This window comes from Marinifilum sp. D714 (assembly GCF_030851345.1).
Lineage (GTDB): Bacteria > Bacteroidota > Bacteroidia > Bacteroidales > Marinifilaceae > Marinifilum.
On the sequence record NZ_JALPNU010000003.1, the window covers coordinates 318855 to 341549 of the forward strand.

At 38.4% G+C, this 22695-nt stretch carries 17 protein-coding genes; all 17 read right to left on the reverse strand.

The genetic code is table 11. The annotated features are described in order from the left end of the window. Positions 1 to 123: 123 nt before the first annotated feature. Positions 124 to 1932 carry a prenyltransferase/squalene oxidase repeat-containing protein gene (locus M0051_RS04895; RefSeq protein ID WP_306740430.1) on the reverse strand — a complete coding sequence of 603 codons (1809 nt, stop codon included), beginning with the start codon at positions 1930 to 1932 and terminating at the stop codon, positions 124 to 126. Positions 1933 to 1986: 54 nt separating this feature from the next. Next, entirely contained in the window at positions 1987 to 2961 is a 975-nt protein-coding gene (locus tag M0051_RS04900) for a prenyltransferase/squalene oxidase repeat-containing protein (protein ID WP_306740431.1), read from the reverse strand. A 2-nt stretch (positions 2962 to 2963) separates the two neighbouring features. After that, positions 2964 to 4544: a polyprenyl synthetase family protein gene (locus tag M0051_RS04905; RefSeq protein ID WP_306740432.1), complete on the reverse strand. Its 1581-nt coding sequence runs from the start codon at positions 4542 to 4544 to the stop codon at positions 2964 to 2966. 137 nt (positions 4545 to 4681) lie between these two features. Continuing rightward, positions 4682 to 5875: a radical SAM protein gene (locus M0051_RS04910; protein ID WP_306740433.1), complete on the reverse strand. Its 1194-nt coding sequence runs from the start codon at positions 5873 to 5875 to the stop codon at positions 4682 to 4684. 10 nt (positions 5876 to 5885) lie between these two features. Then, entirely contained in the window at positions 5886 to 6752 is an 867-nt protein-coding gene (locus M0051_RS04915; RefSeq protein ID WP_306740434.1) for an ATP-binding protein, read from the reverse strand. Between the two features lie 329 nt (positions 6753 to 7081). Continuing rightward, positions 7082 to 8305, reverse strand: coding sequence for a PQQ-binding-like beta-propeller repeat protein (locus M0051_RS04920; protein WP_306740435.1), 1224 nt, complete (start codon positions 8303 to 8305; stop codon positions 7082 to 7084). A gap of 18 nt (positions 8306 to 8323) precedes the next feature. Further along, positions 8324 to 9004, reverse strand: coding sequence for an ABC transporter ATP-binding protein (locus M0051_RS04925; RefSeq protein WP_306740436.1), 681 nt, complete (start codon positions 9002 to 9004; stop codon positions 8324 to 8326). Between the two features lie 460 nt (positions 9005 to 9464). Then, positions 9465 to 10574 (reverse strand): PQQ-binding-like beta-propeller repeat protein, encoded by a 1110-nt coding sequence (locus M0051_RS04930; protein WP_306740437.1) that lies wholly within the window; start codon positions 10572 to 10574, stop codon positions 9465 to 9467. A 212-nt stretch (positions 10575 to 10786) separates the two neighbouring features. Continuing rightward, positions 10787 to 12322, reverse strand: a complete 1536-nt coding sequence (locus tag M0051_RS04935; RefSeq protein ID WP_306740438.1) for a 2Fe-2S iron-sulfur cluster-binding protein — start codon at positions 12320 to 12322, stop codon at positions 10787 to 10789. 61 nt (positions 12323 to 12383) lie between these two features. Then, positions 12384 to 14723, reverse strand: a complete 2340-nt coding sequence (locus M0051_RS04940; protein WP_306740439.1) for an NAD(P)H-dependent oxidoreductase subunit E — start codon at positions 14721 to 14723, stop codon at positions 12384 to 12386. 2 nt (positions 14724 to 14725) lie between these two features. After that, on the reverse strand, positions 14726 to 16645 hold the full coding sequence (locus tag M0051_RS04945; RefSeq protein ID WP_306740440.1) for a PQQ-binding-like beta-propeller repeat protein: 1920 nt from the start codon (positions 16643 to 16645) through the stop codon (positions 14726 to 14728). Between the two features lie 182 nt (positions 16646 to 16827). Then, positions 16828 to 18090, reverse strand: a complete 1263-nt coding sequence (locus M0051_RS04950) for a 4Fe-4S binding protein (RefSeq protein WP_306740441.1) — start codon at positions 18088 to 18090, stop codon at positions 16828 to 16830. Positions 18091 to 18093: 3 nt separating this feature from the next. Further along, the gene (locus tag M0051_RS04955) at positions 18094 to 18654 is read right to left on the reverse strand and encodes a hypothetical protein (RefSeq protein ID WP_306740442.1); all 561 of its coding nucleotides are present in this window, start codon (positions 18652 to 18654) and stop codon (positions 18094 to 18096) included. Between the two features lie 19 nt (positions 18655 to 18673). Continuing rightward, positions 18674 to 18883 carry a hypothetical protein gene (locus M0051_RS04960; RefSeq protein ID WP_306740443.1) on the reverse strand — a complete coding sequence of 70 codons (210 nt, stop codon included), beginning with the start codon at positions 18881 to 18883 and terminating at the stop codon, positions 18674 to 18676. A 1-nt stretch (position 18884) separates the two neighbouring features. Beyond that, positions 18885 to 19847 (reverse strand): hypothetical protein, encoded by a 963-nt coding sequence (locus M0051_RS04965; RefSeq protein ID WP_306740444.1) that lies wholly within the window; start codon positions 19845 to 19847, stop codon positions 18885 to 18887. A 99-nt stretch (positions 19848 to 19946) separates the two neighbouring features. After that, a complete protein-coding gene (locus M0051_RS04970; RefSeq protein WP_306740445.1) occupies positions 19947 to 21374 on the reverse strand; it encodes a PQQ-binding-like beta-propeller repeat protein in 1428 nt (475 codons plus the stop codon). Positions 21375 to 21432: 58 nt separating this feature from the next. Further along, positions 21433 to 22680 carry a PQQ-binding-like beta-propeller repeat protein gene (locus M0051_RS04975; RefSeq protein ID WP_306740446.1) on the reverse strand — a complete coding sequence of 416 codons (1248 nt, stop codon included), beginning with the start codon at positions 22678 to 22680 and terminating at the stop codon, positions 21433 to 21435. Positions 22681 to 22695: the final 15 nt, after the last annotated feature.

Sequence of the window (22695 nt, forward strand, 5' to 3'; positions counted from 1 at the left end):
TGCTTTATTTTTTAAGGGTGGCAAAACTAATAAGAACAGATTAAAGTATTTAAACTTTTAATGAGAATTAAATAAATCTGGGACAGCTCCTACTTATTGCGAATCTCACTTGGAGTAAGAGTCTCAAGCCTCTTCATTCGCAATTATTAATTCGTAATTCGTGATTGATTTATACACTTCATATAATGCAGAGCTTGCAAATACCAATGGATACATATCCTCAAAGTACCAAAGTGAGGCAAAATACAATCCTATAGGAGTAGCTTTAATGTCATTCAAATCATTAGGAAGATGCATTTTAAGCCACTGCAATCCATTATTTATTTCTTCCTGATTTTGAATTGAAGCCAAAGCTCGTACTGCCAAAGAAGTTTCCTCAATGGTAGAGATTAGACTCGCATTTCCTCCCCATCCACCATCTTCATTTTGAACAGCTTGTAGAAAGGCCGTAGCTTTGTTTTTAACTTCACGTAATCCTTTTAAAACATCTGGGTTTAAATCACTTATAGAATACAGTACTATTGAAGTTCCATATACAGGGTTTTCATGCTGCAAATCGTCCTCATTTCCAAACCATAAAGGCAACCATGAGCCATTATCCAATTGTGAATTGTTTAAATATCTCCATGCCTTCTGAATACTTTTATCCACTTTGCTTCTGGTCTGAGCATCCAATTTATCTCGCCAAAGCGAAAATGCTTTTATACCATGAGCAGTAATATCCGGGCAAGAACAGTCGAAAGGCAATTTCCCCCAACCTTTACAAAAAGTTGGCAATCCTCCATCGTTATTCTGTAGGTCAATTAACCAGTTCACACCATTTTTTATAGCCTCAATGGGAATATCCTGGTATTCGTTCAATTTATGTAGAGCAATCAATGCTCCCGAAGTATCATCGGCATCTGGTACTCCTCCTTGTAAATGGGTCCATGCCCAACCTCCCGGTTTTGCCTTTGTAAATGGGTGAATATTCTTTAACTGGTAATCCAGGTAATAAGAAGGAAGCTTCTCTCTATCAGCCATTTCAGACAAAACACTATTATCCAAAGCATTTACAGATAATGATGTTACCCAAGTTGCCAAATGTGTGTCAATAGGCCAGGATCCATCCTCACGTATCGAATGTTCCAAAAAGTTTGCTGCCTTTTTACAAACTTCAAGCTCTCTCTCTCCTGCTCCAATCAAGCTCATTAGTACAAATCCCGTTAAAGGTGCAGCTTCTAAAAAGCCACCATTGCCAGGCTGTTTTTCCGATAGAATTTGTAGAACTTTGGGTTTTACGGATTGGTTTAGCTTCTTTGTTAACTTATTTGGTTTGCTATGTTGTGCTTTTACCAAGCCAATCGCAATCAATGCCGGAATGGCATAGCTTACCACTGATAAGTTCAGAAACTTAAAGAGCTGATCGGGAAATACTGCCATTTGAAATGGAAGTTGTGGAACAAATTTCCATCCATTTTCTCCTAACCTTCCTGATAGTGCACACATGGAAAGGATAGGTACCGAAAAGGTTTGATCGCTTTGATAATGATTCAATATGGCAGAACTTATGGATTCCGGATCCAATTTTTTCAGACGATCAGTCAACCAATTCTCAGCATTATGAATGCACTCAGCAAACTCAGGACGATCTTTGGCAATCGAAAAACAAGCCCATGTAAGCAAAGTAGTACTTAAATTGCTTTTGCTTCTTATGGTATCTCCCCAGCCACCATCTAAATTGACATTTTGAGTCAACCAGAACAGTCCTTTGTTAATCTGAAAGTCATACTTCTTTTTATTGTATTTCCATAATGCAAAAACCGCAACCGCTGTTGACAAGGCACTACTGGATAATTTTCCATCCCAGTATCCATTTTCATTTCTAAGGGAAAGAATATGATCGTCAAGTTTCTCTTTTAGGTTTTGTATGCAGTTGTAATTGGAAATCATGATCTGGTCACTGTTAGTAATTGGTTATCTTTTCATCTACACATGGATTCTCTATCAAGACAAAATACCCAAGCCAAGAAGAGCATAATAGGTATATTCCACATCACAGGACATATCAGCAATGCTACCGAAAAAGCCTCCTGACTCATCCCAGTGAAGGTTGATGAAATTTAAGGAATTTTCGGCAAACGAGTCCATATTTTCTCCAGACAATTTCAAAGCCAACAATGCAGTTGCTGTTGATAAAAGATCAGAAACAGGTACATCTTTAGCAGCAATAAAGCCACCTCTCTTCGATCTCATTTGAAGCAACCAATCTTTACTTTTTCCATGATCCAAATTCATGATCATACCAGCAGAAGTAGCTGATGTTACCCCATCTGAACTGTTATTTTCATTCGCATAAGAACCATTATTCAATATTAATGACCGGTTCGCATTTTGAATTTCCTCAATTGTATCCTCTTCTATTTGCAAATCTTGATATAAAGTCCACATTAAATAATTGGCATAAACGGTAGAGTGTTCTGCGTCTTTTCTATTGTGATTGTAACCTTCATCTTTTGCGATATAATTTTCCAGTTCCCACAATACTTCCGAACAATCAATCATCGTTCTTTTGACCAATTTTCCTATTATTAAATCTTTAGCAAATCCTATTCTTAAATATTTGGTGGACTTAAATCCTGTTTTTTGTTTTAAATTTATAAGATGTAGCAAATAGAAAGCCCTTACCAAACATACTGAATGTACAAAATCAAGATTTTGTTGTTCAAATTGCTTCAGATATTTTTTCTCATCAGCTATATTCAATTTCAAATCCAAAACCAAAGCAAGCGTATATCCAAAAACCGAATAGTACAAATCTGATTTGCCAGCCTTATCGATAAATCCTCCTGATTCACATTTTTGGGAACGTAAAAACGAAAGAATATGATTTTGAGCTTCTTCACTTAAAGCCTCTTTTGCCTTTAGCAAGCTTTCCAGTATGAATTGGTTACAATTGATTGATTTCTTAGACAATGTCATATTTACTCAGGTACAATCCTATTCAATAGGCGGGTTAATAATATCTTTAAATTTGAATTGGACAACTTGCAAAGACTTTTCATGGCTTTTTGCTTGTAATCACTTAGCATTTCTTCTGCTTCTTGCATTGCCGCTTTGGTTTCATCCCATTTTAAAATGTCTGAGTCCTGATTTCGACTCCACTCCTTCATCTTTTCAGGATATTTTTCATTCAGAATACATGAAATCATCGACGGCTGAACTGTATTAAATCCATTGACAATTTCATTCTGTTTGAAATCATCCAAATCATCATTAATTTGATAAGCAATGCCCAATGCAGTGCTGTATTCTGAAATCACCTTCATAACATCACTTCCTGCATTTGCTTGAATGGCACCAAATTGCAATGCTACTTCAAAAGCTGGTGACGTTTTGTTACTAAATATTCGAATGATTTCTTCTCTGCTAAGCAATTTCCCATTCGATCTCCAAAGTAACTCTTCACCTTGTCCCAATGATAAATCACGATGAGCACGAGAAGCTACCTTTAGCAAACTTTTAATATGTTTAGCTCCTGATTCTGCAATCATTTGGTAACCATATCCTACGATCAAATCTCCAACATTTAAGGCTATCGGAACATCAAATTCCTTGTGCAAACTCGGTTTACCATATCTCTTATCATCATCATCTGCAATGTCATCGTGCACAAGCGATGCTTTATGAAAACACTCTATCGAAACTGCTAATTTTTGAATCGTTTCGTTATACTCTCCTGATTTTCCGATCAAAGCATCATAAACAGCAGTCATCATTATAGGACGCCAACGCTTTCCATCCTTTTCAATCCAGTCGATGGCAATATCAACGGTATCATCTGTATAATCAAAAAACTCTAGCAATTTTTCTTTGCTAAACCATGAGTTTACAGATTTCTTAAGCTGATCCAAATCGATCCAGCCATGCCAATTGCTTTCCTTTCGATTGGCAAGAATTTCACTAAACCAAACTTCATCAACTTTGGAATCTTTACAATCGTTATTATACAATGGTATAGCAATGGATGGAACCGCTTCTTTTACTGCCAAAGGGAAAGATCTTTCGAAAGAGTGCAAACAACCTACACCAATTACACATTCAACCTGACCAGATGAAAGCAGAACACTTGCAGATGTTGTTCCCTCGCTTACAATGGTGTGATAACCCAAATCATCCGCTTTAGAGATAATATCGGCCAAATCACACCTGCCACATTGTTCGCAGAGTAAGCCCAACTCATCAAATTTTGCAGGACAATCAGCATGACTAAAGCACTTAGGGAGTAATAAAATTCGGCGATTGAAAGGAATGCCAGCTACAATATTTTGCCATGCAAAATTATTAATCATTACAGCCAGTAATTTCTGATACAGAAACAATTCAGGATGCATTTTGATTAGTTCTCCTGAATGAAAAATCACCTCCGATTCCTGCAAAGGAGGAACTATTTCCGTTTCAGCAGCATAATCACGAATCAAATCCCTGATTTGCTTTAGCTTCTCAGGAGATTGAGGTAGCGCATTTCCTAAATTGGTATTTATCTGATCTTTCCTTAATATCATTGCAATCTCATTATCGTATTCTTCTATATTTCCTCTTGTACAGACGCACGGCCATTATTGATTTTCCCTTGTACAGACGCACGGCCGTGCGTCTCTACAGTATATCAAAAACGGCCGTGCGTCTCTACAGTAATCATTTATCCATATGCTCCAAACCCAAAGAATGAATATTTCTTTGCAAATCGGTATACCCACGATTTTTCGGGAATTTCTTTTCCCGGGATATGATGACCAGCACATGGCTTCATTTTTTGTAATTCTTCGAATGCTTTGCTTCTTTTCGATGAATCGTATGCATCAGCCTCTTTCAACATGGCATGTAATTGCTCTGGAGCATCCAACAAAATGCATCCTTGTGTACAATCAGTGATGCCATTTCTTAAACCTGAAATGTATTTTGAATTTTCAATTAATTCAGGAATATTGGAATCCGCCTCAATTTTTTCACCTGCAAATTGAATTGGCGGACAAAATTCAATATCTCCATATGGATTAATATGATGTGATAAACCTATTGCACCCGGACAAAGCGCATTTCCTTTCTCATCCCAATAGGTATCAATAATCATTAATGGCGCTTTTACACGAATGTCAACCATAAACTGTCTCAACTCCAGAATTTCCTCTTCAGACAAGGCCAATTCTGTTGTTGGACGCTCTCCTACTGGTCTATAAATGTAGTACCACAAGTAATGAATTCCCTTCTTGATGCAAGAATTCACAAATTCTTCACTCACCAAATCCTTAAAATTCGATTTGCAAACACTTGTAGCCACACCTGTAAATAGCTTGTTATTAATGGCTGAATCAATTCCAGTCATTGTTCGGCCATATACATTGTTTGCTCCTCTTCTGATGTCGCTTACATCCTGCAAGCCTTCTACGCTAATTAAAGGAGAAACATTCCCTAACTTTCTTAAACGCTGAGCCACTTCATCGGTCAACAAAGTCCCATTGGTAAACAATTGAAAGTAACAATCGGAATAACGTTCGATTACATCAAACAATAGAGGATACATCAATGGTTCACCACCTAAAAGACCAAAAAAGTATGATCCTTTTTTCTTACTGGAATTGATGATGTTTTCCAGTGTTTCCACATCCATTCCCTTCGAAGTATTGTTAATTGTTACCCAACATCCCTGACAATTCAAGTTACAATTATCAGTAACCGAAATCATCATAAAGGCAGGGTACAACTCTCCTTTCTTTAAACGCTTTTTATGCTTTGCAACTGCCTTCATGCCTTTAAAGCCAAGATTGTAGCCTAATTTCCAAAGCAACTTTAAATCAACAGTGCGTAATATTCTTGATCCTAATGAAAATATCATTCTCTCCTTTTTAACAGCAACATGAATTCGAATCACCATCCTTGCAATCGCAATTACAATCGCAGCTTGCCTCTGGTTCTTCCTTGCAATTACAGTCGCAATCGCATTTCTCTTCTTTTTTCTCTTCCGCCTTATCTGCTCCGCTGCAACAAGCTCGTCGCTCTTCCTCTGCCATTTGTAATTGATCTTTCTTCAATAATGACACCTGAAAATTCTTTCTTCTTGCACTTAGTACTGAATAAACATCATCATTTTGAATTTGTTCGAGGATATCTGTTTTTTCATTTTCAGAACCATCGCCTTCTCCTCCATCAATCGGACTTTCGGCATGTTTAGGAAAAATGATTGCATTTTGTGGACAAACCCTTGCGCAGGCAGGACACATGTCTTTGCAATTTGCCGAAGCCGATACTACAACTGTTCCATCATCTTCAACCGAGTAAACGCTAAACAAACAGAAGTTCAAACACTTTCTACAGCCATTGCAACGTTCATAATCAATAACAGGATACCAAGGTTTCCAATCATCAGAATATTTAATCTTTAGTGGTTCACCTGTTCCCGATTCCAAACTCGAAATCAATTCCTCCTTGTCATCATCAATATGGTGGTACGTTGTTGTACTTTCTTCTATTCTTCTTCCTGAGTTGTCAACCAAATTCTGCATGGCACGAACCTGACAGCCAAAAACAACAGCATCTTCAGCTGTGTACAGACTTTCCAAATCATCTGGATTCTTAAGAATTGTGCCACACATATCTTCAATATAAGTGAAGCCAATATTCTTCTCTTCCAGAGTCTCTATCAATTTTTGAACAGACTCTTTTTCGATTTTTCCATCTTTCTCACAACCACATATAAATATTTGCTTACTCATAGTCTAGATTTTTAGTATCAAGATTCAAGTCTCAAGAAATTGCTTTTGCGTAAAAAACTAATTGCTGAAACTTTAGGTTCTATATTATTCTTAGTGAGTGACTTATTAAATAGTACTTAAAATATTTAAAGTGCTTAAAGTTAAAATGTATGCTATAAACACTACAATCACTCATTTAAGCGTACATTTAATAAACTGATAAAAAAAATATTATCATACTAATACTTTAAGTACTCCAAGTATTCTAAGTACTTTAGGCAATTCTTTATAATTACCCATTATAAATTATACTGCACCAAACTTTTATTCTATTCTTCTTCGAACAATTATTAATTATTAATTGCCTTAATATCGTATGCCATTAATGCATCGCCATGACGGATATACAATACACCATTGGCAATTACAGGTTGAGCAAAGTGCTCTTTGGTTCCTTTGGTAATTTTGAATTGACTTACCAATTCCATCTTTTCAGGACTTACTTCTACTAATCCAACTTGTCCTCTCTCGTTATAACAATACAACATACCATCGGCAGCAATACTCGAGCCTCTACCAAATTTCAAAGTATCTCTGGTTTCACCAGATTCAGCATCAACACTCTTCCAAGATTTCTTGCGATGTGCCGAAGCAATGATTTTACCATTTAGCTTCACAACACCACCCATGATATTGTCTAGTTCTTCATTTCTCCACACTTCAGTGATTTTAGCACCCTCATCTTCCAATTTTAGTTTCACAGTACCATTTCCACATCCGGTAACGTAATACAAATATCCATCTTCATAAATCGGCGTATTTCCATTTACATCACCTTTGGTAGTATCCTGCTGGTGAGTCCATAAGGTTTTACCTGTTTGCGATTCTACGGCTAAGAGTGCATGTTCCGAGAAGGTTACCAATACATTTCTTGTTGGATATTCAATCAATAAAGGAGAACAATATGCAGGCATTTCACCAACGCCCGAATTGATCCATTTGGTTTCTCCTGTAAATCGATCCATTGCAATAATGTTTTTTTCTTTCCCTCCAGGTGCAGCAAAAACCAAGTCTCCATCTACCAAAAGAGACTGAGAATATCCAAAACGTGTATTTTTACCTTCAAATTTTTCCAACATGTTGATTTTCCACTTCAATTCACCTGTTTCAGCATGAATACAAGCAACATCTCCCAAACCAGAAGCTACGTAAACCAAACTATCAACAACAGTTGGAGCAGAACGAGATCCGATAAAATTCTTCATCCAATCTTTACCAAATTCTGTTTTCCAAAGCATCTTCCCTTCCAAATCCATTGCAATCAAATAAGCAATGCTATCCATCTCTCCATTCAAATAAATGTTACTATCAGTAATAACAGGCGATCCATAACCATTTCCAACACCTTCTACATCCCAAAGAAGATTTGGACCATCCTTTGGCCATTCTTTTAAAAGGTTCGTTTCTGCATAAATTCCTGAGCGGTTTTCACCTCTCCATTCACTTACTTTTTTCTGTTTCGATGTACATGAAAACAGCGACAATGCCATTAAGATTAAGACGTAGTTCTTCATTTGTAAGGGTTTTATTGTTTAGATTTTAGATAATTTTCCGTTATCAAGTTTGTATATTTTCTTCATTTTTTTTGCCAGGTCCATGGAATGCGTAACCACAACAAGTGTTACTTTTTGTTTTTCGTTGATCGATACCAATAAATCTCCAAGTTGATCAGCAGATTGCTTATCCAGAGAACCTGTAGGCTCATCCGCCAATAACAATCCTGGTTGATGAATTAAAGCGCGTACCACAGCAGTTCTTTGACACTCTCCTCCCGACATTTGTCCGGGCAATTGACTAACCTGGCCTGACAAACCAACAAAATCAATCAATTCCTGAGCCCTTTGTTCTGCCTCAACTTTTAACTTCTTATCTTTTTCAGGAATCAGGGGAACCAATACATTCTCAATCAAACTCAATTGAGGCAATAAGTGATGCGACTGAAAAATGAAACCCAAGTTTCTATTCCTGAACTGGGCAACTTCATCTTCTCCCAGCTTCCCAATTTCTCTCTCTCCATGAAGAATAACTCCTGAATTGGCTTGATCCAATGAGCTAATCAAGTTTAGCAATGTACTCTTACCAGAACCCGATGGTCCAACAATAGCAACCGAATCACCCGATTTTATTTTTAAGGATAAATCGTCAAGAACCATTCTCTTTTCCTTGCCCGGTACCTGATAATATTTTGAAATTTGCTTTAACTCTATTTCCATACTTGTAATCTTTTCGAATCCTTAATACCGATTAGTTGTTAATTTTACTCCCTTATATCGCTACACTCATAATTAAGTATTAACAATCTATCGGCATTATACCCATGTAAATTAATCTCTAAAATGGTATAAAATATTACTATTCGCTTGTTAAATCACTTTTTTTCGTTCTATGCCCTAATTTTCCTGATAAAATGATCATCCTTCTGGAAAATTTGTCGTCCTTCTGAAAAGTAAGCTTCCCTTCCACATAAAAACTCTTCCCTTCTGAAAAGTAAGCCTTCCTTCGGCAAAGTATCGATCCCTTCGCAAAAGTAAGCTATCCTTCGGGTAAAGTACCCGTCCTTCTAATAAGTAACCTCTCTTCACGGGGCTTTCAGAAGGTTCTATACCGATTATTAATATCACAGTTTCGCTAAAAGCTCTCCCGATAGCTATCGGTACTGAAATTTAAATGGGTTCACTTCTCACCAAAGACATAAACAGAACCATCCATTGATGTCACCACAATCATTCCTTCAACCACGGCCGGTGTTCCAATTAAAGCTCTTCCTATTTCATATGACCATATTTTCTGTCCATTTTCTTTATCCAATAAATATATGCGACCGTCACCAGATGCCATTACTACCCCATTAGCTGCAATCACAGGCGATGCTTCTATTTTGTTCCTGGTTTTAAATTGCCATTTTATTTTTCCTGATTTCTTATCAAAACAGTACACCTGTCTGTTCTCTGATCCAATAATCACAATATCATTGGCAATGGCAGGCGATCCCAAATAAGAAATCGCTCCTTCTTTCTTCCAGTTGACCTGATTTTTCCTGAAATCCACACAGTAAAACTCCCCATCGTGATTTCCGAAGAATGCATGATTTTCATCCAAGGCAACCGATGAAGCGATATAGGTTTGGATATCCAACTTTTTCTTCGATTTTCCTGTTTTCACATCCACTTGGTGCAGAAATCCATCACAACCACCAAACATGGCAATTTCGCCATTGCATGATGCTGCTCCGTTGATGTAGTTATCCGATTCATAATCCCACAGTTTCGTTCCTGTTTTGGCATCCAAACAGTACAGTTTAAAATCGTAGGAACCGAATAGGATTCTTTTCTGCTTGCTAACCTTATCGTAAAACCAATTGGCAGATCCTGAAATTTGACCTTCAGTTGTGAACTTCCACTTCACCTCGCCAGTACCAGCATTCAAACAATAGAAAATCCCATCCAAAGCACCGAAATACACATTTCCATCCAGATATAAAGGCGATGCTTCCACCGAAGTCTCCGCATTAAATTTCCACTTCAACTCTCCCTCTTTGCTTAATGCATACAGGTTACTATCATTCGATCCTACATATATGATCCCATTACGAACAATTGGCGATGATTTAATGGCATCACCAGTTTTGTACGACCACAAAAGAGACGGATTCTTAGGCAATTTTGCTTGAGTAATACCGCTCAACTGCGCATTCCCACGAAAAGAAAGCCAATTGTGTTTGTTTTGAGCTATCGATGATAGGCTCAAAGCGACTGTTAATATGGATAGGAATAAATGTTTCATAGTTCCAGGACCCTGACAGGTTCAAGAACGCTGTCAGGTCATTATTAATTGTTATTCATTTAACCTCATCCCCCTAACCCCTTCTCCTTAATGAGAAAAGGAAGGGAGCTTTTGTATCATTTTTTCACCTAACCTCTATTCTCTGCGTTTCCCTCTCCTCGAGGAGAGGGACCAAGGGTGAGGTAATATTATTAATTGTCAATTACCAATTCTTAATTAGAGCGAAGCGACAAAGCTCCCGTCGGACAAACCTCGGCGCACTCCTTTCCTGCAACAGTTAATGCCTCGCTCAATTGCTGATTAAAAGGAACTGACACTTTCACCGTAAAGCCTCTACCAATATTGGTCAATCCCGTTTTCTCACCATGCCTTTCGGCGATCTCTATACACAATCCACATTTGATGCATTTTTCTGGCTCATAAATCACAGAATCATGATTGATGTATTTCAATACAGAATTTCTTTCGCCTAATGCAAATCTTCTGCGATCAATCTTGTATTCTTCGGCACAATCTCTCAAACGACAATTGTCCAGCTTGCGGCAATCGCAATGCATACAGCGCTTTGCTTCTGCAATGGCTTCTTCTTTTGTATATCCATTCGGAGATTTTGCATCCACTCTATCTCCTTCAAGCGATTCTTTCAAATACTCAGTCAATTCCTCTTTTCGAAGGGTGCCAAATCTGGAATTAAATATACGCTCCGTAGCTTTAGCTTTTCCGTTGTTTAAATAAGCATCAACCGACCAGGCAGCTTCCTTTCCCATCGCAATGGCTTTTACTGCCATTTTTTGAGTTCGAATTACGCTACCACATGCAAAAACCTTCGGATCGGATGTTGTATAAGTTCCTGAATCCACTTTCAAGCTGGTTTTTATAGCCTCCAGACCAAATATTTCTCCATCTGTTCCGTTGGCAAGGATCACTGCATCGTACTCTTGCTTTAGGGATTCAAATTTCTCTTTGGAAACTTCAACATTGCAATTTGTTACTAATCCCAATTGATCCAAAACAGCAACTTCTCTAACCATCACTTCAGTAGGCAAGTCACCATTTAAGACTGATGCCAATAACATTCCTCCAACACCTTCATATTTTTCAAACAGTTCACAATCGTGTCCATTCAACAACAAATGGTAGGCTGCTGAAAGTCCAGATGCTCCTCCACCAACAATGGCTACTTTCTTACCGCTTGCCTTCTTCTTCTCAGGCAAATAGTTTTGAGTTTCCTCTTCCGAGAATCGCTTCAACAAACAAATGGAAACTGGCTGGTCCACATCTTTCCTACGACAAACTTTTTCACATGGAGCAGAGCATACATATCCCAATATCCCCGGAAGGGCAATTTCCTCTTTTACAATTTTCAATGCCTTATCGAACTGATTATTGGCAATAAATCGGTTCATTTTTGGAATATCCATATAAGCTGGACAAGCCACACGACAAGGAGCTTCGCAATCACCAACATGATCGCTCATTAATAGCTCGATGGCTTCTTTTCTGGCCTCTTTTACTTCTGTGTCCTCACTTGCCAAATCCATTCCATCCACTACCTTGGTTGCGCAAGAAGGAATCATTTGCTGATTGGCATTGTTTTTCACCATACAAACCATACAGGTTGGATGATTGCTGCATCCTTCCATATAACACATGCTAGGAATGTGAATTCCTGCAGAACGGGCTGCATTCAAAATGCTGGTTCCCTCTGCAACTGTAATGGTCTGATTGTCTATTTTAATTGTTGGCATTTTGTTTCTTTTTCCAATCCACGGGCTAAAGCCCGTGGCAATTCATTTTATTTCTGGCAATTCATTTTATCTCCACTGCATCAACCGGACAAATCTGTTTACAGATATCACATTTGATACACAACTCATTGTCCACAGTGTGCAATTCATATGGTTTTGCCTGTATAGCATCCACCGGACAGCGTTGAGCACATTTGGTACATCCAGTACAATCATCATTAATTTCGTAGCGAATCAAGTTTTCACACTTCCCGGCAGGGCATTCGCCTTTGATGTGTGCCTCGTATTCATGACGGAAATACTTTAATGTTGACAGTACAGGATTTGGCGCAGTTTTTCCCAAACCACAAATACTTCCCTTTTGGGTATTAATGGCCAGCTGCTCCAAGAGATCCAAATCACTCAACCTTCCATTGCCTGATTTAATCTTTTCCAAAATCTCAAGCATTCGTCTTGTACCAATTCTACAGAATGTACATCTGCCACATGATTCTTCCTGGGTAAAAGACAAGAAATAATGAGCGATATCCACCATACAATCGGATTCGTCCAAGACGATCAAACCTCCTGATCCCATCATGGCTCCTACTTCTTTTAGAGAATCAAAATCGATGGTTGTATCCGCCATTTCAGCAGGAATACATCCTCCTGATGGTCCTCCGATTTGTACTGCCTTAAATTTCTTTCCATTGGCAATTCCTCCACCAATCTCTTCCACAATCTGACGAATGGTAATTCCCATTGGCACCTCAATCAAACCTCCACGATTGATCTTGCCTGCCAAAGCAAATACCTTGGTTCCCTTGCTGTTTTCGGTACCAATCTTCTTAAAACTTTCTGCGCCATTGCGAATGATAAATGGCACCAATGACAGGGTTTCCGTATTGTTGATTAAGGTTGGTTTCTCCCACAAGCCTTTTTCTGCCGGGTACGGCGGACGTAATTCAGGAATACCACGCTTTCCTTCTATTGAAGCAATTAGTGCAGTTTCCTCACCACACACAAAAGCTCCCGCTCCTTCGAAAACCTTTAAATCGAAAGAAAAATCACTACCAAGGATATTCTCTCCAATTAAGCCTTCCTTCTTACAAATTTCCAACCCCTCTTTAATACGAGTTACTGCTAACGGGTACTCCGCACGAATGTACAATCGCCCTTCGCTTGCACCTACTGCATAGGCTGCAATTAGAATCCCTTCAATCACTCTGAATGGGTAGGATTCCAACAACATGCGATCCATAAATGCTCCAGGATCTCCCTCATCACCATTACAGATGATGTATTTTTCATCGGCTTGGGCATTTTTCACCAAATTCCACTTGATAAAGGATGGAAAACCTGCTCCCCCTCGACCTTTTAATCCACTTTCTTCTACTTGAGCGATAATTTCATCTGGTGAAAGTTCTTTCAAGCATTTTGCGAATGCCTCAAAACCACTTTTCGATTTGTATTCTTCAAAATCTGATGGTTTAATTTCTCCTCTATATTCAGTAGCAATGTTTACTTGCCCCTTTAAAAACTCTGCAATAGGCGTATCCTTTTCAGTTGAATTGTACCTATTTGAGCTAACCGGAACATCCGAAAAGGTAAAGTTCTCGGCGTAATTGTAGAATCTGTTTTTGAAACGACTCATCCAATTTTCGGAGCGAAAGTGGTTTTTAATGATCTCACTTACCTCATTCGCCTTAATTTTCGTGTAAAAAGCGGGTTCTTCACCATCCTTGTGAATCTCTAACATTGGTACCTGATTACACACACCAACGCATCCAACCTGCTTTACATCCACTTTAATTTTATTGTCCGCAAGAGTTCTTTCCAACTCTTCCTTTACTCCCGAGCTACCACTTGCAATACAACAGGAACCTAATCCAATCCTGATTTCTCCCTGTGAGATTCCATCTTCGGTAAGCTCACGTACCTGCTTTTCTTCACTTGGAGCAAGGTTTTTAAAATCTTCTATGATCTCAGCAACCTTTCCGGTTTCTACATGTCCGTAGGTCACATCATCAATCTGCACAACAGGAGCAATGGTACAACATCCTAAACAGGCCACCTCTTCTACGGTAAACAGTTTTTCGGCATCAGTATCTCCTTCAGTAATTTTCAATTCACGCTTAAAACTATCGTAAACCTGCTTGGCTCCCTTTACATGACAAGCTGTTCCAACACATACCTTTACAATGTGCTTCCCTACTGGATGGTGTCTAAACTGAGAGTAAAAGGTTGAGATTCCCGTAATCTGAGATTCTGTAATTTCCGTAGTATCGCAAACTCTTTTCAAAGCCTCTTCAGGCAAATAGTTGAATTTCCCTTGAATGGCCTGAAGAATTGGAATCACTTTATCAGAATCTTTCCCTTTTTCAGCAATTATCTTGTCAACAATATTTTGAATCTCATTCATAGTTATTTCCCTATACAATAAAGGTGTTTCTCTCCGCGGATATATACTCTTCCATCAGCAAATGCTGGAGTCATATCTGATTTCTCTCCTAGTTCAGGAGCTGCGATCTCCTGATATTCTTTATCAGCTTTAAAAATGTGCATCACACCTTCTCTATCAAGCAGATATACATTCCCATTGGCAAGAATTGGAGATGCATAAAATCCATTACCGAATTCCTGCTCCCAACGAATCTCTCCGGACTTGGCATCATAACATACCACGGCTCCATAACTGGTTACAATTATCAAATTATCTCCTGAAATAACAGGGCTAGGAACATCCGATAGGTAATCATATGCTTCCCACAAAATTTCCGGGTTTGCACCTGGTTTAATGGCTACAAGACTAGCATATTCATTCAAAGCATACACAATTCCATCACCTACCACCACCGATGGCCCAACCTCTCCGGTTATGCAATCTAATTTCCAAAGCTCTTTTCCTGTATTCACATCGTATGAAGCAACGCAAGGATCAGCTGCCACAATGATTTCAGTATTTCCTCCAATTTGAGCAATTACCGGCGATGCCCATGATACACGTACTTTTCTTTTTGTACTCCACAGTTCGTCACCAGTCGCAGTTGATAGTGCCAATACTTTAGCTGCTTTCTTGTGATCGTACTGCACAATTAGTTTATCCTGATACACCAACAAAGATGAAGAGTGTCCATAATGATTATCAGGAACACCTAGATTCTTTGCCCATTTCTGTTTTCCATTAAAATCCAAGGCAATGATATCACCATTGGCAAAAATGGCAAATACTGATTTTCCATCTGTAGTAACAGTAGAGGCCGCATGACCTGTATCTGGTGTTACCTCAGGCGATTTTGCCGGAGAACCTGCAATGCCTTCTACTTTAGCTGTCCAAAGTAGCTTCCCATTATTTCTATCATAGCAGTATACTTCTCTTTGGGTGGCATTAGCTCCTGACAAAAACAGTTTATCTCCCCAAATTACAGGCGAGTTGTAGGCATGAATTGGCACCTGAACTTTCCACAATACATTCTTGCCACTTGCACCATCCCAATCGGTTGGGATATTCTTTTGATAAGACACTCCCTGTCCAGCAGCTCCACGAAAGGCCGGGAAGTTTGCCATCATTTCTTTTGTAGGATATGATGCACTGGCAGCAACTTTTTTGACAGGAGCTTCCTTTTTTACTTCCGGTTCTTTCTTCTCCGCTACTTCTTGCTTCTTTTCTACAACAACAGGTTCTTGATTCTTAGGTTCCTCCTTTTTCACCACTTCTGCAGTTTTCTCTGCAACAGGTTCTTCTTTTTCAACTGACTCTTCCTTCGCAACTTCTTTAACTGGCTCAATCACTTCCACATTATCACTGGTTTCTTCAGGAGTTGATTGTGCCACCAAAGCAGCTTGGGTAAATTGATTCCCCAATTCCTTATGAGTCAAAAAGGCAATCAATAAGGTTATCGCCACCAAGCCAAAACCTCCAACACCAATCCATTTACGGGCTTTCTCTTTGAATAACACAATATTCTCTTGTTCACTCTCTGTTATTTCCGGCAGTTTTTGCTTGCCTGCATAAAACATCTGCAAAGCAATTGCTGTAACAATAACACCTAATAACAAGAGATAACCACCAGCTTTCACCTGCCACTGATTGGTGAAATATGCTTTACGCACCAGAAGATCCATTTCACGAATCTGCTCTCGCAATTGATTGTCATTTGGATTTTCTTCCAATCGTTGCACCAATGAGTTAATTAATTCTGTATTTACAGGATCAATTCGATTGATTTGTATGTAATTCACCAAAACCAACATGCAGATGATAAACGAGAACACTCCCGCCACAATTGCCATATTTCTCCATAGAGATAGGTTGGTTTTTCTTAATTTGAACTTATTATTCATAGGTTAGTAATTTACTACTGAATATTTTTTGATATAAATGATTCTCTTCTTGTAAAACCCCTCTGCCAGTTGGCATCTCCCCTAAAAGGGAGAAATCCAAAATTGTAGCATTGCTCGATATAATCGGTACATCTCGAAAATTTAATTCGGAATCCTAATTACTCATTATTAATTGTTAATTCTTAATTGCTTTCCACCGGACAATATTTTAAACATCTGGCACAGCTTACACACTCTCCTTTATCTGCCTCATAATCTTCTCTATAACGATATCTGGTTAATCCTGCCAATGACAATCCAAATACCAAACCAATAAAGGCACCTAGCATCCACGATCCATAATAAAACTGCTTTAATATAGCTGCTGATTCCAGATATAGTTCCTCCTTGGTTTTTCCAGAGGTTCTGAATCCTTCAATTTCCAAGCTTTCCTTCATCGTGTTCGAATTGAAATGAAGCAATTCATTGGCCAAACGTACTTTCGAATTCACCATAGCCAAATTTTCATGGAAATTAGAAACAACCCAACCACCAATAATCATTAAGGCGGGAATAATCATTCCCAAAAGAATGAAACGTCTCGTTGCCGATCTTTTATCCTCCATTTGTTTGACTTCAACAGGCTTATTGATGGCATCCAATGGACATGAATTCTCGCATAGTTTACACTGAATACAACTTGCCGGAGTAATGCTTAAGTGATTTTTGGAAACTCTGCTCACCAAGTTCAGAATCACACCATAAGGGCATAAAAATCGACAGTAAGGGCGTGCAATAAAAACACTAATCAGCAGAAATGCAGCTCCAATGGCAAACATGAAAAAAGTTGCGTTGAACCTGAATATTCCAACAAAAGGATCATATCTACAGATAATAAAATCGGTTCCCGTAGCTGCATAAAGAATCGCTAAACCAAGATATATCCATGGAATTAACCCCAGAACTTTCTGCAACCATTTCTTTAAACTAATCGGTCTTAACAGAAAAACATCTTGAACCGCGCCCAAAGGACATACTCCAGCACAAAAGGTTCTTCCAAAAAAAAGTGTATAAACCAATGGAATAACGAAAAATGCTAATGCCGAAAGTGGAATGTGGTATCCTGGATTGAATAAAGCCAACACAACATTTTGAACTGATCCTACAGAACATACACATCCCTCTCTAAGGAATCCAAAATATACAATGGAAAATAGCGAAGTAATTACAACGCCTGTACGCGAACGTTTTTTATGAATGAACCAGGTAATCAAGCTTAAAGCTGCAATTAAAAGCAATACGTCCACCAATGCGAATATTCCAGCTCGAGGTTCTGGCATGGAAGTTACTGGTTGCGTGTAGCCAGATTCAAATTCTGGTCTTGGAAATCGTTGAGTTTGCGCAAAAGCTGCAAAATCTATGATTAGTAGTACTAACAGAGAGAATAAGGAAAAGATTTTCTTCATTTCTTAAATCTTTTTATTGGTTTTGAAGCCAGCAAACTGGTAGGCTTCTTCAAGAGGAACTCGTTTAAAGGCATCTGATGGACAATCGCGTGCAATGGCACATTCGTTGCAATTCACACACAAATCGTGACTGATTTGCAATTGCAGGGAACCATTTCCAAATGCACCACAACCTTTTACACATTTGCCACAGCCAATGCACAACTCATCAATGATCTCATATTTAAAATAAGGATCTTCTACATAAGTACGTTTGATTGCTCCTGTTGGACAAAGCATATTTTCTGCTCCCGTAGATAGGTTCTTTACATTAGGTCGAAAATATCCACCACACAAATCACAGTACCCACACATGTCATAAACATGAATGCATTTTACCGCCGATGGTGTTACAACGCAACTTGTTGCACAACGCCCACATTGAGTACATTTGGTTGGATCAAGTTGCCAAAAGAAATCTCCTTTTGCACTTTTGCTCGCCAGAACTCCTGCTACTCCAACAATGCTTGCTCCCGCCGCAAAACGAAAGCATGTATTTATAAATTCTCTTCTGTCTTTTTTCATACTGACTAGTAATTAGTAACTAGTTGTTAGAAACTTTTTGATCTCTTTTGAATTTTAAGCCTTCTGGTTTTTTACAACTTTTTAACTGTTTACAATCCTGACATGGAGTTGTAAACTCACAAGTCTCTTTCGTTGTATAGTTTCTATAAACAAATACCCCGCTAATTGCTGCCAACCCTGCAATTATTAATCCTCTCAAGCCACTTCTTAAAAAATCTCTTCTTTCCATTCTATTTTGCTTCAAATATTCTGATTAATCTTTTAGCTGGATCCAAAACCAAAATCCTATCTTCCGAATCTACAGCCAAATCAATACCAACCGTTCCAGGTTCAAACAAGTCCGGAGCAGCCACTACCGATTTAAAATCACCTGAAGGGAGATGTATTTTTACTCTTTCCAATCCTTTTTCAGCGGTCACAAAAGAACCATCAGATAAGATGGCAATATTCGACGGATTGCAACATCCACTAAAGCCTTCCACACTCATAGAGGTTCTGTTCCAACTTGATATTTGTTCTCCTTTAAAGTTGTAGGCCTCAAAAGCATGTCGTCCCGGATTTACCGCCCATAATTCACCTTGTCTACCAATCAGCAAATCAAAGTATGGACTAGGAATTACAAAACCTTTTATTCCTTCCGCCTGATTTTCTTCACCAATTTCCTTTATTTTAATGCCATCAATACTGTAATGATGAATGATTTTCTGACCAGCATCGGCGATAAAAACATTGGTATCCTGAACAGCAATGGATGTAATGTAAGTTCTATCCCCTTTTACAACAAAACTATTTCTTAGGCTGCCATTGGGTTTTCTGATATCGATACGATTACTCATTCCTACCAGAATATTACCATTCTCCATTACTGTGATACAAGATGCTGCTTGTCTTAATTTCAAACTGTTAATTTGCTTGCCTTCCGAGTTGAGTACAAGTACATTTTTATCTGTTCCAACATAGATGTTATCATCCTGATCTACTGCAATGGCATGAATCTCTCCTGCATCAATTTTGATTTGCTTGCTCTCTTTATGACTGATTTTTGATTCATCTACATGGCGCAAAGAATTCAAATCATACTCATAAACATTCTCCTGGCTAACATTACCTGTTTTAAACAGATCTTTTGCCATGAATACTATCAATACGATTAGCAAAACAACAGACAACCATAAAATCAATTTATTCTTCATTTTTATAAGCTTTTAGCTATTAGCTTTAGGCTTTTAGCTTATTCAAAACTTGATTCCCCTAACTAAAGAGGGATATTTTTAAAATTCAGATTACAAACTTTAATTCCTTCTCACATCAATACACACCATATGTTTGTCATCTCTCATTAGCAAACGTCCATCAACCACAACCAAAGGTCCCCAAGCATCGTGTCCATCCATAATTTTGGCTTTATCCAAAAACTGGAAACTCTTTGATGTAGCCTTGGCAATACTTATGGTTCCATCATCTTTAAGGATAAAGAATTTACCATCAGCAACTACATATGGTCCCAAACCAAATCGATGTGCCGAACCACTATCCCAAAGTATCTTTTGACTATCATTTGGATCAACGCAAACAAAACGATTTCTCAATCCTCCAGCATCCTTAGGAAGAATACTAAACATGTGTCCATCATATAAAATAGGTGTTTGCTGTTCAGATGCTATTCCATCCTTAGGCTTGAATTTTTGTAAGGTTTCAACCGAATATTTATTACCTGATTTTTTTACCTGCAACAAAATTCCTCCTGCACCATATCCTGCTGTCATGTATACTTTGCCATTGCCAAAAACAATTGGCGAAGGAGCCACAACCGAAGGAGCAAAATCCTTTGTTTTCCATAAGATCTCTCCCAAATCATCACCTTCTGCAGAAACACCAACAATACCTCCTACGGCAGCATATACCCACATTTTTTTACCATTCAAATTCATTGGCATAACAGATGAATGAGACATCTTCCATCCATCAGGATTTGGGGTTTCCCAAACTACTTTTCCCGTAGCACAATCCACCCCCATTAGTAAAGATGATCCTCCTGGAGCAATAATGGCAATATTGTCGACGATAATCGGACACTGACCAGTATACCAAAAAGGAATTTCAGACATGTAATCCTTAACCAAATCAATTCCCCATAAGAAATCTCCCGTATTGGGATCTGTACACATCACGTGACATCGAGGTCCAATCGTAATTAAATACTTATCGTTGATGGCTGGAACAGTTCTGGATATCCCATGATTTCGTTTGATACGTACTCGATACCATCTTCTCCACAACTCTTCGCCCGTTTCCAATGAAAAGCATCTTAAAGCATCCGCCTTTTTTACCTCATCGTAATCTAGCACATATACCTTTCCATTGTAGACCACAGGAGCAGCATGACCTTCTCCCAGTTCTACCTGCCAATCAATTTTAGGTCCGTTTCCCCAGGAATTAATCAATTTTGTTTGGTCTGCTGAAATATTATCCGAATTGGCTCCGCGAAACTGAACCCATTTACCCTTTAAATCAGTAGATAACTCTTTAAAGAAATCAAATCCTTCTCCAATCTTAACTTTTCCTCCACTGGATTCACTTTCCTTCGGACGATTGTCCATCCCCGGAATACTTGCATGAATATCTTTAACCGGATTGTATAACAACCAATACACAAACAATGCCGTTGCTACAACAACAGCCAAGAGAATTAATCCTTTTTCGCTTCTTTTCGACAGCATATACTTATTCGTAAGAAACCTGTCAGGCTTTTAAATCCCGACAGGTTTAGCATTTACATTATTCTTTTATTGAATAGGCCATTAGTGCATTTTCATGACGCACATACATCACTCCATCTTTTATTACCAAATGAGACCAGTGAGGTCCTTTCCCATATGGCACTTTAAATTCACTGATTACTTTGAATTCTTTAGGATCAGCTTTCACCAAGGCAATATTTCCACCTTTTTCATCGTAGCAGTACAACATGCCTTCTGCCGAGATAATAGAGCCCTTGGTTTGCCATTTGGTTTCATACATTTTTTCTCCCGTATTCCAATCCAAACAACACCAGTTTCCCATTCTATTATTCACCCAGTTTGCACCATAAATGTATCCATCTACCAATACGGCTCCTCCATGATGCACATCAAGCAAAGAATCCACATAGGCCAATTCAACCCCTGATGCATCTTCGTTCAAGTTCAACATTACCGATTTGTGGTCGTATCCATTGGTCACATATATCTTACCATCTTTGTACAAAGGAGTATTGGTATTGATATTTGCTTTCCATTTGCCGCCAGCGTATGCTCCATAATCAAATCGCCACTCTATTTTTCCAGTATCAGGATTTACTCCAAACACATTTTTCTCAATTACCGTAACAATTTGATTTTTACCATTGCGATTGATCATTAATGGAGATACGTAACCAGGATTGTCATTCAAACTTTCGGATTGCCAAATGGTTTCACCTGTCATTTTATCCAAAGCAATCATGGTAGTCTGTTCTCCACAAGGAGTATAATAAACCATATTCTTATAAAGAAGTATCGATTCTGAAATCCCCCATTTACCAAAAGTTCCACCAAACTTTTCACTGGCATTTACTTTCCAGTTGATTTCTCCATTCAATGCATTTACACAAGCAACATCTCCCTTTCCACTGGAAAGATAAATTCTGTCATCTTCAATGGTTGGTGTAGCACGACTATCTACAAAAGAGGCATCCCATCCTTTTCCATAGGCTACCTGCCATTTCTTGTTACCATTCATATCTAAAGCCAGAAGGTAATCCAAAGAATCAACTAATCCTGTTAGGTAAATTGTATTGTGAGCTATGGCAACCGAAGAATAACCAACAGGAATGCTATCATTATACCATAACATTTTTGGTCCCTCAGCAGGCCATTCCTTAAAGAGTCCTGTTTCATTGTAAACTCCAGTTCTATTTGGTCCTCTCCATTCGGTAAAAACCCTTTCCATGGTTCCTTGAGAAAAAGCCAAACAAGCAAGAAGTCCAAATCCTAGTAATCGTTTCATAATTTAATTGGTTAT

Coding starts and splice junctions, on each gene's coding strand:
- M0051_RS04965 (WP_306740444.1), bottom strand. CDS start 19,847: ATGAAGAATAAATTGATTTTATGGTTGTCTGTTGTTTTGCTAATCGTA.
- M0051_RS04930 (WP_306740437.1), bottom strand. CDS start 10,574: ATGAAACATTTATTCCTATCCATATTAACAGTCGCTTTGAGCCTATCA.
- M0051_RS04900 (WP_306740431.1), bottom strand. CDS start 2,961: ATGACATTGTCTAAGAAATCAATCAATTGTAACCAATTCATACTGGAA.
- M0051_RS04975 (WP_306740446.1), bottom strand. CDS start 22,680: ATGAAACGATTACTAGGATTTGGACTTCTTGCTTGTTTGGCTTTTTCT.
- M0051_RS04905 (WP_306740432.1), bottom strand. CDS start 4,544: ATGATATTAAGGAAAGATCAGATAAATACCAATTTAGGAAATGCGCTA.
- M0051_RS04910 (WP_306740433.1), bottom strand. CDS start 5,875: ATGATATTTTCATTAGGATCAAGAATATTACGCACTGTTGATTTAAAG.
- M0051_RS04920 (WP_306740435.1), bottom strand. CDS start 8,305: ATGAAGAACTACGTCTTAATCTTAATGGCATTGTCGCTGTTTTCATGT.
- M0051_RS04895 (WP_306740430.1), bottom strand. CDS start 1,932: ATGATTTCCAATTACAACTGCATACAAAACCTAAAAGAGAAACTTGAC.
- M0051_RS04940 (WP_306740439.1), bottom strand. CDS start 14,723: ATGAATGAGATTCAAAATATTGTTGACAAGATAATTGCTGAAAAAGGG.
- M0051_RS04925 (WP_306740436.1), bottom strand. CDS start 9,004: ATGGAAATAGAGTTAAAGCAAATTTCAAAATATTATCAGGTACCGGGC.
- M0051_RS04955 (WP_306740442.1), bottom strand. CDS start 18,654: ATGAAAAAAGACAGAAGAGAATTTATAAATACATGCTTTCGTTTTGCG.
- M0051_RS04945 (WP_306740440.1), bottom strand. CDS start 16,645: ATGAATAATAAGTTCAAATTAAGAAAAACCAACCTATCTCTATGGAGA.
- M0051_RS04960 (WP_306740443.1), bottom strand. CDS start 18,883: ATGGAAAGAAGAGATTTTTTAAGAAGTGGCTTGAGAGGATTAATAATT.
- M0051_RS04970 (WP_306740445.1), bottom strand. CDS start 21,374: ATGCTGTCGAAAAGAAGCGAAAAAGGATTAATTCTCTTGGCTGTTGTT.
- M0051_RS04915 (WP_306740434.1), bottom strand. CDS start 6,752: ATGAGTAAGCAAATATTTATATGTGGTTGTGAGAAAGATGGAAAAATC.
- M0051_RS04950 (WP_306740441.1), bottom strand. CDS start 18,090: ATGAAGAAAATCTTTTCCTTATTCTCTCTGTTAGTACTACTAATCATA.
- M0051_RS04935 (WP_306740438.1), bottom strand. CDS start 12,322: ATGCCAACAATTAAAATAGACAATCAGACCATTACAGTTGCAGAGGGA.